Genomic DNA, 13,729 nt, shown 5'->3' on the forward strand with positions numbered 1-13,729 from the left:
TCGCGACGCTCCTCCGAACTAGCCAGGTCCGGCTACCTCCGATCATGGGACCAGCCCAGAGGCACGACGAAGGCCCGGGCCTCCGAGCGGTCCGGGCCTTGAACGCCGCGTTCGTGCAGGGTTCCGAGGCCTCGGCGGGGAGGGAGGCTGCCTACCAGCCGCCGGTGAGGCGCAGGGGTCGGGTGAAGGAGGCGTTGCCGGTGTTGTCCCACTCGTCGAGATCGCCGGTGGTGTCGTCGCGGGCGATGAGGTCGGCGGCGGCGGTGCCGCGGAACTTGCCGGCGGTGGTCTGGGAGAACGGGGCCCAGCCGGTGGTGACCGCCGTCCTCGCGCTGAAGGTGCCGTCGCCGTTGCCGGGCCAGCGGTAGAGGGTGCCGGTGGCGTCGTCGCGGGCGATGAGGTCGGCGTGGCCCGTGCCGGTGAGGTCGGCGGCGGTGGTCTGGGTGTAGTTCCAGCCGCCGGTGAGCAGGACGCGGCTGCCGAAGGTGCCGTCGCCGTTGCCGGGCCAGCGGTAGAGGCTGCCGGCGGAGTCGCGGGCGATGAGGTCGGCGTGGCCCGTGCCGGTGAGGTCGGCGGCGGTGGTCTGGGTGAAGTTCCAGCCGCTGGTCAGCAGTTTCTTGGTGCTGAACGTGCCGCCCGTGTTGCCGGTCCAGAGGTAGAGGTTGCCGCTGCTGTCGCTGGCGATGAGGTCGGCTATGCCGTCGCCGTTGAAGTCGGCGGCGGTGGTCTGGGTGAAGTTCCAGCCGCCGGTGAGCAGCACGCGGCTGCCGAAGGTGCCGTCGCCGTTGCCGGGCCACAGGTAGAGGTTGCCGGCCGGGTCCCGGGCGATGAGGTCGGCGTGGCCCGTGCCCCGGAAGTCGCCGGCCACCTGCTGCGAGAAGTTCGGGGGGACGGGGGGCGACGCCGGCGGGGCGGCGATGGTGTTCGCCAGGACCTGGCTGCCGTTGTCGTTGAGGTGCAGCTGGTCGTCACCCCGGTTGTAGTACCCGGCGAAGAGGTGGCTGGGTGCCAGCGGATCGCGGGTGGCCTGGTCGAAGTCGAGGTAGTGGTCGATGTCGGAGGTGGTGCGGATGTAGGCGTTGACGCACTGCCGGACGTTGTCCTTGGCCGCCGAGTACATGCTGTTGCCCTCGAAGGGCGGGATGGTGGCGACGCTGAAGCTGAGTCCCTTGGCGTGTGCCCGCCTGGACAGTTGCTGGATTCCGGCTTCCAGGGCGGCGTCCGTCGCGCCGTCGAGCGAGATGTCGTTGATGCCCTCGTAGAGGATCACGGAGCGGGCGTTGGGCTGGGCCAGCACGTCGCGGTCGAACCGGGTGAGGGCGCTGGCCCCGTAGGCAGCCTTCTGCCCGGTCACATCGGTGAGCAGACGGTTGCCCGAGAGCCCCTCGTTCACCACGCCCATCGGGTTCGGCTGGGCCTGGAGCGCCCTGCCGTAGTCGTCGACCCAGCGGCGGTCGGTGTCGGCCGTGGTGTGGCCTTCGTCGGTCTGCGAGTCCCCGATGGCCACGACCGTTCCGCCGCTGCCGGCCGCCGTGACGTCGAGTCCGCTCAGGTAGGCCCAGTGGTAGTAGGCGGTGGTGAAGCCGGTGCTGCCGGCCCCTGCGGCGTGGTCGGCGCTGTCGCCGGGGGAGCTGGTGTACGAGGTGGTGAGGGCGTCCGGGTGGTAGGGCGCAGAACTGACCGGATCGGGCAGGTAGATGCTCACCAGGAGGTTCTCGTCGGCGGTGACCGGGAAGGCGGCCTGGTCGCTGTAGACGTCACCACCGGCCGGGATGACGGTCTGTTGGCCGCCGCCGAAGGTCAGCGTGGCGGGCGTGGCCGCCGGGGTCGCGCCCGAGCCCTGGACGGCGATCGTCGCGTGGCCGATGGTGACCGGGGCCGAGCTGAAGGTGTTCGCCAGGTGGATCCGGGCGCTGTCACCGGCGATGCTGCTGTGCACGACCATCCGCAGGGTCTGCCGGCCTGACACGCCGGACTGCGCGGCCGGTCCGGCGGTGCTCAGGGCGGTGCCCCAGCTGCCCGTCCACGGCGAAGTCGCCGGGCTGGGCCGGCTGGTGGCCGCCGACGGCGTCGGGTAGGCCGCGCAGCCGGTGGTGCTGGCGACGGCCGGGGCGGCGGCCGCGAAAGGGGCCGTGACGAGTCCACAGCACAGGGCCGTGGCCACTGCTGCTGCTCGGCCTCCCGGTGTGCGCGGACGTTGCTGCGTGGCCCTGCTGCTGCGTTTCACTGGTATGACTCCTTCGTGCTGATCCTGGCGTTGGTGCTGGCCCTGGCCCTGGCCCTGGTGCTGGTGCTGGTGCTGGTGTTGGTGTTGGCCCTGGCCCTGGTGCTGGGCGCGGTGTTACGGGCTGCGCCGCGCTTGCCGGCCGGTGGTGAGGGCCAGCGCCGACCGGTGGTGAGGGCGACTACCAGCCGGTGGTGAGGGAGATGGGGGCAGCGAAGTGGCCGGTGCCGTTGCCGGCCCAGCGGTAGAGGGTGCCGGTGGTGTCGTCACGGGCGACGAGGTCGGCGTGGCCGCTGCCGGTGAAGTCGCCTGCGGTGGTCTGGCTGTAGCTCCAGCCGTCGGTGAGCTTGACGGGTGCGCTGAACGCGCCGCCCGCGTTGCCGCTCCAGAGGTAGAGGTGTCCGGAGGAGTCCTTGGCGACCAGGTCGGCTATGCCGTCGCCGGTGAAGTCGGCGGCGGTGGTCTGGGTGTAGTTCCAGCCGCTGGTCAGCAGCTTCTTGGCGCCGAAGGTGCCGTCGCCGTTGCCGGGCCACAGGTACAGGTTGCCGTTGGAGTCCTGGGCGATGATGTCGGCGTGTCCGGTGCCCCGGAAGTCGGCGGCGGTGGTCTGGGTGTAGTTCCAGCCGCTGGTCAGCAGCTTCTTGGCGCTGAACGCGCCGCCCGCGTTGCCGGTCCAGAGGTAGAGGTTGCCGCTGCTGTCGCTGGCGATGAGGTCGGCGATGCCGTCGCCGTTGAAGTCGGCGGTGGCGGTCTGGGTGTAGTTCCAGCCGCTGGTGAGCTGCTTCTTGGTGCTGAAGCCCGCGCCCTTGCTGCCGGTCCAGACGAAGAGGTTGCCGGCCGAGTCCTTGGCGAACACGTCGGAGACCTTGTCGCCGTTGTAGTCCCCGGCCACCGTCTGCGAGTAGTTCAGCGTCACGGACGGGAACGGGCTCTGCTTGTCCGTGCCGAGGCCGTTCGAGGCGCCGCACTGCGGCCATGCGCTGGGTCCCTGTGCGGCCAGGACCTTTTCGGCGATCGTGATCTGCTGGTTCTCGGTGGCCTGGTGGGGATAGGCGGCGTACTGCTGGCCCCCGTAGGCGTTCCAGGTGCTGAGGTCGAACTGCAGGCCGCCGTAGTAGCCGTTGCCGGTGTTGATGCTCCAGTCGCCGCTGCTTTCGCACTGGGCGACCTTCTCCCAGGTGCTGACGGAGGCGGCGGCGGCACTGCCGGTGCCGGCCAACGAGGCGACCAGGGCGGTGCAGGCGGCGACGGCCAGGGCCAGGGCGTGACGGTTCTTACGGTTGTTGAGGCGCACGGGACTTCCGATCGTGGTCAGGGCGTGTGTGGGGAGTCGGGCAGCCGGTGTCCCGCGCAGCGCGTCAGCGCGGGACACCGGGGGCGAGCGGCGGAGCAGGCGCTACCAGCAGGCGCTACCAGCCGGTGGTGACCTGGACCTTGGCCGCGAAGCCGCCGCTGCCGTTGCCGGCCCAGCGGTAGAGGGTGCCGGTGGTGTCGTCGCGGGCGATCAGGTCGGCGTGGCCGCTGCCGGTGAAGTCACCCGCGGTGGTCTGGGTGAAGTCCCAGCCGCTGGTCAGCAGCTTCTTGGTGCTGAACGCGCCGCCCGCGTTGCCGCTCCAGAGGTAGAGGTTTCCGGAGGAGTCCCGGGCGACCAGATCGGCTATGCCGTCGCTGGTGAAGTCGGCGGCGGTGGTCTGGGTGTAGTTCCAGCCGCTGGTCAGCAGCTTCTTGGCGCCGAAGGTGCCGTTGCCGTTGCCGGGCCACAGGTAGAGGTTGCCGCTGGCGTCCTGGGCGATGATGTCGGCGTGTCCGGTGCCCCGGAAGTCGCCGGCCACGGTCTGGGTGTAGTTCCAGCCGCTGGTCAGCAGCTTCTTGGTGCTGAACGCGCCGCCCGCGTTGCCGGTCCAGAGGTAGAGGTTGCCGCTGCTGTCGCTGGCGATGAGGTCGGCCGTGCCGTCGCCGGTGAAGTCGGCGGTGGCGGTCTGGGTGAAGTTCCAGCCGCTGGTGAGCTGCTTCTTGGTGCTGAAGCCCGCGCCCTTGTTGCCGGTCCAGACGGAGAGGTTTCCGGCGGAGTCCTTGGCGAACAGGTCGGAGACCTTGTCGCCGTTGTAGTCCCCGGCCACCGTCTGCGAGTAGTTCAAGGTGACGGAGGGCTTCACGACCGGGCTGATGTACCCGCTGATGGTCTGGCCGCCCCAGGGCGCGTCGCCCACCGCGTAGCTGGAGGTGCTCTCCTGCTGCACGATGCCCTGGGTGTAGCCGTGCGAGTGGCCCTCGTTGCCGCCGACCACGGTGATGGAGCCGCCGCCCACCGCGGTGACCAGCGCCACGTGTTCGGCGTGGTCGCTGGAGGAGTCGTAGTCGTAGACGACGGCGTCCCCCACTTGCGGGGTGCCGTGGAGGGTGCCGTAGGTCTTGCCGTAGTCGTAGACGCTGGCGGCGGTGTTGTCGATCGCGGAGAGGTGGGCGACGTCGTATTGGGACCACACCCAGCCGACGAAGTCCGCGCACCAGGCCTGGGACTGGCCGCCGGAGCCGTCGCAACTGCTGCTCTGGCTGTTCAGCCCGGACGAGTAACCGCCGTGGGCGCAGGGCCCGTTGCCGACCTCGGCGGTCGCGGTGGCGGCGATCGAGGACGTCGTGCTCGCGTGGGCCGGGGCGACCATCAGGCCACTCACCGCGGTGGCGGCGACGATCGCGGCGAGACCGGTCTGCTTGAGGCGACGTATAGACATGCTCATGACATATATCCTTCGATGACGGGTGGCGCGGCGGAGGCCGCGCCAGGGCGCGGGGAGCCTGTGGGAAGAGGGCTCTGGGGGCCCTGCGGGAGGGCTCTGCGCGGGAGGGCTCTGCGCGGGAGGGCTCTGCGGGGAGGGCGGAGCCTTACCGCCCGAGCAGCGGTATGACGTACCGGGAAGAGATCTGTGACCTGGTGGCGAAGCCGATCAGCTCGCACGCTTGTGCCGCTGCCTCACTCCGGCTGCCGGCCCGGACGAAGAGGACGAGGTCGATACCGTGCGGACCGGCACGGGCGCGGACGTGTTCCAGGCCGTGGCGCGGCTCGGCGTGCGCCCACAGGGCATCGTGCACGATGTGCGCGTCGGCTTCCTCGGAGCCCGTGCGCTCCACCTGGTGCAGGGTCAGGTGAACGACATGCACGGTCGGTCAGTCCCAACCGATGCTGTCGGCCTGCGGGCCGCCGCTGAGTGCCGAGCCGGCCGGGGTGACGTCCCAGCCGATGGAGCTCGCCGTGACGCTCGCCGCCGCCGCCGTCGTCTGCGCGCCGGCCGTAGCCGTCAGCGCGGCCGGCGCGGCGCCGAGGAACAGCGCGGCTGTGACGGCGGAGACCTTGAGCAGGCGAGCGGCGTTAGGCATGGCGGTATCCCTGTCGGTGAAGTGTGTGGGGAGGCGGGAGGCCTCGGAGCGGTCCCGGCGAGCGGGTTTCGTTCCCTCCGCCGTGCCGGTGATCGATATCTTGCTGCCCGGAGGGGCCCAGCGGAATGGGTTCGGCCTGGCGCCAACGGGCCAATGGGCCTGTCACCTTGGTGCCTCTCGGTGCCTCTCGCCGCCTCTTGGCACCTCCGGCCGCCGGGTCCGGGTGGGCCGGACTTGGTTGCCACTGCTGTCCCTTGCTGGAAGGATCGCCTGCGAAGCTGGGCAACGAACTTTCAGTGGCAGGCGGGGGGCGCTTCCATGCTGGAAATGCTGGGGCTGGACCGGGCCGTCGAGGCCGTCTACCGGGGGATGCTCACCGACCCCGAGGTCGGGGTGACGGAGCTGTGCGCGCAGCTGGCCCTGCCGGAGACCACGGTGCGCGAGGCGCTCGACGAACTCACCGATCTCACGATCGTGCGTGACTCCCCCTTCCACCCGACCGGGCTGCGCGTGGTCGAGCCCCCGGTCGCACTGGAACTGATGCTCCTTCGGCAGGAGGAGGAGCTCGCCCGCCGCCAGCACGAACTGGCGGCGCAGAAGGCGGAGATGGTCCGCGCGGTGGCCGACTGCGCCCAACTGCGATCGGGAGCCGCTGCCGCGCGCGGCTCGGAGCGCCTGGTCGGGATGGAGGCGGTCCAGGCGAAGCTGAGGCTGCTGGCCAAGGAGTTGCAGGGCGAATGCCTGGCGGTGATGCCCGGAGGCGGCCGGTCCCAGGAGAGCCTCGACGCGTCCAGGCCGCTCGACGCGGAGGCGCTGGGACGCGGTGTCACCCTGATGACGCTCTACCAGGACAGCGTGCGCAACGATCAGGCCACCCTCGCGTACGCGCAGTGGATGACGGACGCCGGCGGACAGGTGCGTACCGCCCCGGTCCTGCCACCTCGCATGCTGGTGTTCGACCGGCAGGTCGCCGTACTGCCGATCGACCCCACGCACACCGGCCGCGGGGCGCTCTGCACGCGCGAGCAGGGGATCGTGGCCGCGCTGCTCGTCCTGTTCCAGCAAGCCTGGGACACCGCCGTCCCGCTCGGGGCGGACCGTCAGCGCGAGGCGGACACCGGCCTGAACCCCACCGAGAAGGAGCTGCTGAAACTCCTCGCCACCGGCCTGACCGACGAGGCCGCCGGCAAGCGTCTCGGGGTCTCCCTGCGAACCGTCCGTCGCCAGATGGCCGCCCTCATGGAGCGCCTGGACGCCACCAGCCGGTTCGAGGCGGGCCTCAAGGCGGCCCACCGCGGCTGGCTCTGAGCCCGGCCTGGGTGATTCCCCGGGGGCGCCCGCCGTTCCCGCTGGTCAAGACCGTGGTGTTCGGATGCCATCGGCTGGGTCCGAACCCACCGGAGAAGGATCGACGGCAACCCCGCAACGACGAAGGCCCGGACCGCTGAGCGGCCCGGGCCTTCGATCAAGGCGGAGGATACGAGATTCGAACTCGTGAGGGATTGCTCCCAACACGCTTTCCAACTGTTCGCCTGGGTGTTCGGGGGTGCCCGTGGGCGGCCTGACCTGCGACTGAACGCCTCGCTCGCTGGACCCCGGACGGCGCTGGACGGAGGTGAATGCAACCAAAACTGCAACCACGCCGACCAGGAGTCCAGACCAGGGGCCCCTAATTCCTACTTCTTTGATAATCTAGATCCATGACTGAGATGCCCTACAGCATCGGTGAGGGGCCGGCCACCAGGGTCAGCCTCTCCCTGCCCGAAGGTACGGCCGAGGCGATCCGCCAGCGTGTGGGCAAGCGTGAGTTCTCGGCGTTCATCACCGCTGCCGTGGAGCGCGAGCTGCGTGGTCAGATCCTCGACGAGTACCTGGCCGACTATGAGCGCCGGAAGGGACCGATCTCGTCTGCTGAGCAGGATCGGGCTCGGCAGATCTTCGACGAGGTGTTCACAGAGGAGGGTGGATGGCCCGTCGCAAGCTGAGCCACGAGGGCACCCTGGTGCTCGACTCTGAGGGTCTCTCCAAACTACTCAGCGACCACGAGTCTGCCATCGCGCTGGTCGCGGAGGCCCGGAAGCGCGGGATGGAGGTGGTGATCAGCGCTCTGACCATCATCGAAGCCGTGCACAGCCGGACCGACCAGGCTCGCCTCCGGTGGATTCTCTCTGGACTACGGATCGTGCACGTGGGGGACGAGGAGGCCCGAGCGGCTTCCACGATGCTGATCGCCGCGGGTCTCCACGGTCACAAGTACGCGATCGACGCGGCAGTGGCTGAGATGGCGCTGCGGCAGCAGCGGCCTGTCGTGTTGCTTACGTCGGATATCGATGACATGACCAAGCTGTGTGGTGACCGCGTCCGACTCGTGGCTGTCTGAAACTCGCGTTCGAAAGCAGGCGGGGCCAGAGTCTGGCCCGAGCGTGGTGAGCCAGAAGTCGAGACGTAGACGTCGAAGTCCCCGACCGGATTCCCGGTCGGGGACTTCGTGCTGCCCGGTTGGGCCAAGGTTGTCGTACGACAACCCCGCTCGGATCGCGTGAACGCGACCCTGGAACGGGGATCGACATTGCGCCGAATCGGCTACACCGGAGGCATCTACGTCTCCCAGGTCATCCCCGACCGCATGCGCCGCGACGCAGCCCACCGCCACGACTACCTGACCACGCTGCGCGAAGCCGGGATCAGCCGCTTCAACTCCGGCGTCGAGATCGTCAACAACGACTACCGCCAGCGCTACGTCCACGGCTACAAGGGCACCCTGACCTTCGACGACTACACAGCCGTCTTCGCCGACGCAGTCGACGTCTTCGGTCGCCTCGAAGTCGGCAGCTGCCTGCTCGCCGGCATCGAGCCGGCCGAAGACACTCTCCGCGGTCTGGAGACCATCGCCGACCTGGGCGTGTGCCCCGCGCCGACCGTCCTCACCCCGTTCGTCGTCAAGCAGATGGACATCCCGTTCCAGTACGACCTCGACGGACTGATCGACGTCCACGTCGGCTTCAATGACATCATCGACCGCTACGAACTCCCGGTCTTCTCCGGCGTGTTCAGCCTCGCGTGATCGCGAACGGCTCAATCCGGCCGCACGGGAGGGACAGGTTCGGTTATGGTGAGCCAGTCCCCCCGGGCGGCCGTCTACCGTCCGACGCCATTGGCGCGACCAACGCGCCCGCAACCAGGGAGTTGCCAGCCATGACGCGCACCCTCGTCGCAGACCTGCCCAGCCACCTCGACGAGACGGTCACCGTCTACGGCTGGATCAACACACTTCGCCTCCAGCGGCGCATGCAGTTCGTGCTGGTCCGCGACCACACCGGCCTCGTCCAGGTCACCCACGCCCGAGGCGGCGAAGGCGACGAGATCGAGGCAGCCTTCGAGAGCATCACCGCCGAGTCCGCCGTGAAGATCACCGGTAAGGTCGTCGCCAACCCGCAGGTCAAGCTCGGCGGCCTGGAGATCGTCCCCGAGCGCGTCGAGGTCGTTTCCCCGGCCGAGCCGAAGCTGCCCATCGACGAGCACACCGGTCTGGACCAGCGACTCGACTGGCGCTTCCTCGACATCCGCCGGCCCTCGCAGCACCTGATCTTCGCGGTGCAGACCACCGTCGAGCAGGCCATGCGCGAGGTCACCGCCGAGGAGGGCTTCACCGAACTCCACACCCCCAAGCTGATGGGCACCGCCTCCGAGTCCGGAGCCGAGGTGTTCAAGGTCGGCTACTTCGAGCGCACCGCCTACCTCGCCCAGTCCCCGCAGTTCTACAAGCAGATGGCCATCGCCGCCGGCATCGACAAGGTCTTCGAGATCGGCCCCGTCTTCCGCGCCGAGCCGTCCTTCACCTCCCGCCACGCCACCGAGTTCACCGGCGTCGACGCCGAACTCGCCTGGATCGACGGCGTCGAGGACGTCATGGCCTTCGAGGAACGCCTCCTCCAGCGCGTCCTCCAGCAGGTCTCCGAGCGCCACGGCGACGCCATCACCGAGCACTTCGGCGCCCAAGTCGTGGTCCCCGAGACACCGTTCCCGCGCATCACAATGGCTGACGCCCTCACCAAGCTCCGGGCCACCGGATGGGACCCCGAAGGCATCAAGGAAGACCTCGACCCCGAAGGCGAGCGCAAGCTCTCCGCCCTGATCGCGGAGGAGACCGGGCACGAGTTCGTGTTCGTGACGCGGTTCCCCGCCTCAATCCGGCCCTTCTACCACCTGAGGCCCGAGGACGACCCCACCGTCACCGAGTCGTTCGACCTGCTGTGGAAGGGCATCGAGATCACTACCGGCGCCCAGCGCGAGCACCGTCACGAGCGTCTCATCGCCCAGGCCCGCGAGAAGGGTATGGAGACTGAGCCCCTCGCCAGCTACCTGAACTGCTTCCGCTTCGGCACCCCGCCCCACGGCGGCCTCGGTCTCGGCCTTGGCAGGCTTCTCATGCTGCTCCTGGGCCTCCCCACCATCCGCGAGGTCACCTTCCTCTTCCGCGGGCCCCACCGCCTGGAGCCGTAGCTGGGAGCGTTCGGGGGATCGCGGCCTGAACGGCTGCAGCGAGCCGGTCCTGCACCTGTGGACGGAGTGGCGCGACTCGTAAATTCCGAGCCCCTGCCGTCGTCGGCTTGAGCGTGCTCACCCGCGCTGCGATACCGCCCGTCAGGACCAGACCGCTCCGGCGAGAAGTCCGTCGAAGCCCATGGCGATCATGGCCTCGTGGCAGTCAGCCCAGCTGTCAAGTGGTGCCCTTCGGTGTTGGGTGACGGTTGGCAAGCACACAAGACGCACGGCGGCCGGGATGGTTCCCGGCCGCCGGAGAAGACATCGAAGCGACATCTGTGCGCACGGGCGTTCGTGTGGCTTGGGTGGGCGGGGTTCAGGGCGCGTGAGCCCTTGGTGAAGTGATCAGTGTCGGCGGGTGGGGTCGTTGGCGGCCTTGGCGCCGGTCGGCACAGCGGGTGTGGTGGGCGTGGCCTTCGTGGTGGTGCTGGTGGTGCGGGCGCGTGCGGCCTGGGTGCGCTGGTCGATGCGGTCGCTGGTGGCGTTGCGCAGGCGCCAGAGGAGGACTTCGGCGGGTCGGTCGGTGGTGGTGAGCTCCCGTTGCTGGGCGGCCTCGGCGAGGGCTCGGCTGGGTGGTTGGCCGGAGGATTCGGCCTGGGCGAGCGCCGTGGCCAGGGCGGGCCAGGACGGATCGGCGAGGATGCGCTGGGCGTGGTCGGGGACGGCGGCGTGGACCTGGGCAGCGAGGCGGTCGGTGGTCTTGGGGGTGGGGGTGCGGCGGGTGAGGTCGGCGATGACCGGCTCGGCGGTCTGCCGGTAGGCGGTTCGCAGGTGGACGAGGGACTGCTGGGCGGCGTGGGCTTGCTGCTGGTGGCCTCGGGTCTGGTGCCAGCGGGCAATGGCGATCATGACGAAGACGGCGGTGGACAGCAGGGCGGCGGCGGTGGCGCCGTCCTCACCGGAGCCGGCGGTGTGCAGGAGTTGCTTGGCGGCGGTGCGGAGGGCTGCGGCCTGCTGGTGTTCGGCACGGACCTTGGATCGGGTGGCGCGGTTGAACGCGGTTGCGGCGGCTCGTAGTTCGGCGCGGGTGTGGGCGGGTGCGGTGAGGGCGGGCATCCGGCGACGAGGATCCGTAGCCAGGCGGGGACGTGGGCGAGGTCGAGGAGTCCGGCGGTGGCGACGTTGGCGCCGAGGGGGCGGTCAGGGCGATGGCGAACCAGGTCCAGGCGGTGCTGGCGGGACGTCCGGTGGTGCGCAGGGTCCGCATGCGCTGCCAGGCGGCGACGAGCAGCAGGTCGACCGAGACCGGGTAGGCCCAGGCTTTCCAGCCGTGTTGTCCGGCGGCTTCGGCGATGTCGTGGAAGTGGGCGAAGGACAGGGCGCCCGCGATGGCGGCCTGTACGAGGACGGCGTCCGGGCGGGGCAGACGCGGTGGGGTGGTGGCGGTCATGCGGAAGGTGGTCCTCGCGGGTCGGGCGGTGGTGGTTTGTGGGATTGCCGTCTCTGCCGTCTTGCCGTCTTGGGCCTGCGGGACAGGCCCCGGACTGGGGCGGGCTCGGCTGCCCGGGTGGTGCCGTGGACACGGCGGAGTTCGGGTTCGGGACAGTGCGTTATCCGTCTTGGGGCTCGTATCCGTCCCGGCGGCATGGGTCTTGACCTGCGGTTTTACGGCAGGGACGGCTGGGACGGCACAAGACGGATGTGTTTCCCGTCCCGGCCAGGGCCCGCCGCTCGCGCCCCGGGTGGGGACAGTGGCGGGCCGCTGGTGGGAGTGGACGTCTGCCGTCTTGGTGTGGGCCTGATCCGTCTTGGTGCGGATGGAGTTGCCGTCTTGGGGTGCCGTTCCGTTTTGGCGGCAGGTGCGGTGACCTGCGGTGTTACGGCTGGGACGGCAGGGACGGCATTTCGGGGAGGGTGGTCAGCCTCTGCTGCCCGCTGCGGTGGCGGTCACGGGGTGGACGGTGGGGCAGTAGCGCCGCCAGGCGTCGAGGAACTTGTGGCGCAGGTAGCCCTTGCGCTGGGTTCCGTCGGGCATGCGGACGTTGCCGGAGGAGATGCCGAACTCGCGGAGCATCGCGCCGAGGCCGCGCGGGGTCAGCCCGCCTCGGCTGGTCTCGGCCCAGGGGGCCTCGGGGTCGCCGTTGAGGTTGAACAGCAGTTGGTCGGTGGCGATGCTGTCCGGCTCACCGGCGGCGTGGAAGATCCGACGGATGTCGGCGAGGATCCGCGCGCCGCCGGGGTTGTCCTCCTCGGTCTGGACCTCGGCGTCGACCATGCGCTTGCACGCCTGGCGGGCCAGGCGGGGCCAGGGTCCTCCGGCGAGGTCGGCGATGATCACCAGGGGTTCCCAGGTATCGGCGGCGCGGTCCTCGACCGGCATGGCGGGCTCCAGGCGCAGGGCCCGGTCAGCGAGGGATGCCGTCCAGCGGGCGATCTTGTCGCGGATCGCGTGCAGGGCGGGCCGGTCCCGCTGGGTGCGGTACGGGGCGACGCGCTCGCCCTCGGCTCGGCGGCGCATGCGGATCACGATCGAGCGGTCCATGATCGTGTCGGGGAGGTCGCCGATGCCGGCGATGGCCGCCATGGCGAAGGTGGGGAACTTGCGCGGGGTGTGGTCGTTGCCGACGACCCGCAGCACGTAGCGGTCGCGCTGGTGTCCGGCGTTGAGCAGGCCGCGCATCTCCTCGTTCCCGGCCTCGGCGCGCACCGCCTGGAGAAGCTGGAGCCCGAGCACCTGGAGCGCTTCTACAAGAAGATGCAGGCCAGCGGCAGCGCCGCCGGTACTGCCCACCAGGCCCACCGCACGGTCCGGGTAGCCCTCGGCGAGGCGGTACGGCGCCAACATCTCACCCGCAATGTGGCCACGATCGCCAAGGCCCCGAAGCTCGAAGAAGAAGAAGAGGAGGTCGAGCCGTTCGAGATCGAGGAGGTCCAGACGCTCATGGACACGGCGCGCAAGCGCCGCAACTCCGCTCGCTGGATCTTCGCGCTCGCCCTCGGTCTGCGTCAGGGCGAGGTGCTCGGGCTCCAGTGGAAGGACGTCGACTTCGCCCGAGGCGTCGCCTGGGTCAAGCGCGGTCGGCTGCGGCCCAAGTACCGGCACGGCTGCGGCGACCGCTGCGGGCGCAAGCCCGGCTTCTGCCCGCAGAAGGAGCCGATCCGGCGCGAGACCAAGGACACCAAGTCCCGAGCCGGGCGACGCGCCGTGCCGCTGCCCGAGCAACTCGTCGTGATCCTCCGGCTGCACAAGGAGGAGCAGGACCGGGAGCGGGCCCTCGCGCGCGACCTCTGGACGGACAAGGGCTACGTCTTCACCTCGGAGACCGGCGAGCCGCTCAACCCCAGCACCGACTACCACCACTGGAAGCGGCTCCTGCGCGAGGCCGGCATCCGTGACGGCCGCCTCCACGACGCCCGCCACACCGCCTCGACCGTCCTCCTCCTGCTCGGCGTGCCGGAGCGGATCGTGATGGCGATCATGGGCTGGTCCTCGACCTCGATGGCCCAGCGTTACCAGCACGTCACCGAGCCGATGCTGCACGACGTCGGCAAGAAGATCGGCGCGGCTCTGTGGGGCCACGTCGGGTCCGGCCCAGAGGAGCCCGACGAAGACGCGGCCTGAGTGCCGGGTTAGTCCAAAGCACC

General features: G+C 70.0%; 12 protein-coding genes and 3 pseudogenes. 7 read left to right on the plus strand and 8 right to left on the minus strand.

What is annotated here, in order from left to right; all coding sequences use genetic code 11:
* Nucleotides 1-151: 151 nt before the first annotated feature.
* The gene (locus AC0B61_RS04095; RefSeq protein ID WP_471739055.1) at nucleotides 152-2,164 is read right to left on the minus strand and encodes an FG-GAP-like repeat-containing protein; all 2,013 of its coding nucleotides are present in this window, start codon (nucleotides 2,162-2,164) and stop codon (nucleotides 152-154) included.
* A gap of 78 nt (nucleotides 2,165-2,242) precedes the next feature.
* On the opposite strand from AC0B61_RS04095, the gene AC0B61_RS04100 reads away from it, so the two are divergent.
* Complete coding sequence (locus AC0B61_RS04100; protein WP_471739056.1) at nucleotides 2,243-2,422, plus strand: hypothetical protein; 180 nt, start codon at nucleotides 2,243-2,245, stop codon at nucleotides 2,420-2,422.
* Here the strand turns inward: AC0B61_RS04100 and AC0B61_RS04105 are convergent.
* From AC0B61_RS04105 to AC0B61_RS04120, 4 genes are all read right to left on the minus strand, one after another.
* Nucleotides 2,406-3,518 carry a transglycosylase family protein gene (locus AC0B61_RS04105; protein ID WP_471739057.1) on the minus strand — a complete coding sequence of 371 codons (1,113 nt, stop codon included), beginning with the start codon at nucleotides 3,516-3,518 and terminating at the stop codon, nucleotides 2,406-2,408. The two genes, AC0B61_RS04100 and AC0B61_RS04105, sit on opposite strands and share 17 nt — an antisense overlap.
* A 115-nt stretch (nucleotides 3,519-3,633) precedes the next feature.
* Nucleotides 3,634-4,962 (minus strand): FG-GAP-like repeat-containing protein, encoded by a 1,329-nt coding sequence (locus tag AC0B61_RS04110; protein ID WP_471739058.1) that lies wholly within the window; start codon nucleotides 4,960-4,962, stop codon nucleotides 3,634-3,636.
* 145 nt (nucleotides 4,963-5,107) lie between these two features.
* Complete coding sequence (locus AC0B61_RS04115) at nucleotides 5,108-5,383, minus strand: hypothetical protein (protein WP_471739059.1); 276 nt, start codon at nucleotides 5,381-5,383, stop codon at nucleotides 5,108-5,110.
* Between the two features lie 6 nt (nucleotides 5,384-5,389).
* Complete coding sequence (locus AC0B61_RS04120) at nucleotides 5,390-5,599, minus strand: hypothetical protein (RefSeq protein WP_471739060.1); 210 nt, start codon at nucleotides 5,597-5,599, stop codon at nucleotides 5,390-5,392.
* A gap of 318 nt (nucleotides 5,600-5,917) precedes the next feature.
* Here AC0B61_RS04120 and AC0B61_RS04125 point away from each other — a divergent pair, with 318 nt between their 5' ends.
* The 5 genes from AC0B61_RS04125 to aspS all read left to right on the plus strand — a co-directional run bounded on the left by AC0B61_RS04125 (nucleotide 5,918) and on the right by aspS (nucleotide 10,102).
* Nucleotides 5,918-6,907, plus strand: coding sequence for a LuxR C-terminal-related transcriptional regulator (locus AC0B61_RS04125; protein ID WP_471739061.1), 990 nt, complete (start codon nucleotides 5,918-5,920; stop codon nucleotides 6,905-6,907).
* Between the two features lie 392 nt (nucleotides 6,908-7,299).
* A complete protein-coding gene (locus AC0B61_RS04130; RefSeq protein WP_471739062.1) occupies nucleotides 7,300-7,584 on the plus strand; it encodes a hypothetical protein in 285 nt (94 codons plus the stop codon).
* Nucleotides 7,566-7,979, plus strand: coding sequence for a PIN domain-containing protein (locus AC0B61_RS04135; protein ID WP_471739063.1), 414 nt, complete (start codon nucleotides 7,566-7,568; stop codon nucleotides 7,977-7,979). The genes AC0B61_RS04130 and AC0B61_RS04135 overlap by 19 nt, the downstream gene beginning before the upstream one ends.
* A 189-nt stretch (nucleotides 7,980-8,168) precedes the next feature.
* Entirely contained in the window at nucleotides 8,169-8,663 is a 495-nt protein-coding gene (locus AC0B61_RS04140; RefSeq protein ID WP_471739064.1) for a hypothetical protein, read from the plus strand.
* A gap of 131 nt (nucleotides 8,664-8,794) precedes the next feature.
* The gene (gene aspS, locus AC0B61_RS04145) at nucleotides 8,795-10,102 is read left to right on the plus strand and encodes an aspartate--tRNA(Asn) ligase (protein ID WP_471739065.1); all 1,308 of its coding nucleotides are present in this window, start codon (nucleotides 8,795-8,797) and stop codon (nucleotides 10,100-10,102) included.
* A gap of 387 nt (nucleotides 10,103-10,489) precedes the next feature.
* Here the strand turns inward: aspS and AC0B61_RS04150 are convergent, their stop codons facing one another.
* From AC0B61_RS04150 to AC0B61_RS04160, 3 genes and pseudogenes are all read right to left on the minus strand, one after another.
* Nucleotides 10,490-10,993 carry a hypothetical protein gene (locus AC0B61_RS04150; RefSeq protein WP_471739066.1) on the minus strand — a complete coding sequence of 168 codons (504 nt, stop codon included), beginning with the start codon at nucleotides 10,991-10,993 and terminating at the stop codon, nucleotides 10,490-10,492.
* Between the two features lie 11 nt (nucleotides 10,994-11,004).
* A pseudogene (locus AC0B61_RS04155) lies at nucleotides 11,005-11,534 on the minus strand (DUF2637 domain-containing protein); the annotation flags it as partial.
* 468 nt (nucleotides 11,535-12,002) lie between these two features.
* Nucleotides 12,003-12,773 (minus strand): annotated as a pseudogene (locus AC0B61_RS04160) (DUF3631 domain-containing protein); the annotation flags it as partial.
* Here AC0B61_RS04160 and AC0B61_RS04165 point away from each other — a divergent pair.
* Nucleotides 12,741-13,706: pseudogene (locus tag AC0B61_RS04165) on the plus strand (tyrosine-type recombinase/integrase); the annotation flags it as partial. The pseudogenes AC0B61_RS04160 and AC0B61_RS04165 sit on opposite strands and share 33 nt — an antisense overlap.
* Nucleotides 13,707-13,729: the final 23 nt, after the last annotated feature.

It is taken from the genome of Kitasatospora sp. NPDC023385 (genome assembly GCF_055664045.1).

What these genes read in the sequence shown, in the direction of transcription:
- AC0B61_RS04110 (WP_471739058.1), bottom strand. Translation starts at nt 4,962, where the DNA reads ATGAGCATGTCTATACGTCGCCTCAAGCAGACCGGTCTCGCCGCGATC.
- AC0B61_RS04135 (WP_471739063.1), top strand. Translation starts at nt 7,566, where the DNA reads ATGGCCCGTCGCAAGCTGAGCCACGAGGGCACCCTGGTGCTCGACTCT.
- AC0B61_RS04130 (WP_471739062.1), top strand. Translation starts at nt 7,300, where the DNA reads ATGACTGAGATGCCCTACAGCATCGGTGAGGGGCCGGCCACCAGGGTC.
- AC0B61_RS04120 (WP_471739060.1), bottom strand. Translation starts at nt 5,599, where the DNA reads ATGCCTAACGCCGCTCGCCTGCTCAAGGTCTCCGCCGTCACAGCCGCG.
- AC0B61_RS04150 (WP_471739066.1), bottom strand. Translation starts at nt 10,993, where the DNA reads ATGATCGCCATTGCCCGCTGGCACCAGACCCGAGGCCACCAGCAGCAA.
- aspS (WP_471739065.1), top strand. Translation starts at nt 8,795, where the DNA reads ATGACGCGCACCCTCGTCGCAGACCTGCCCAGCCACCTCGACGAGACG.
- AC0B61_RS04125 (WP_471739061.1), top strand. Translation starts at nt 5,918, where the DNA reads ATGCTGGAAATGCTGGGGCTGGACCGGGCCGTCGAGGCCGTCTACCGG.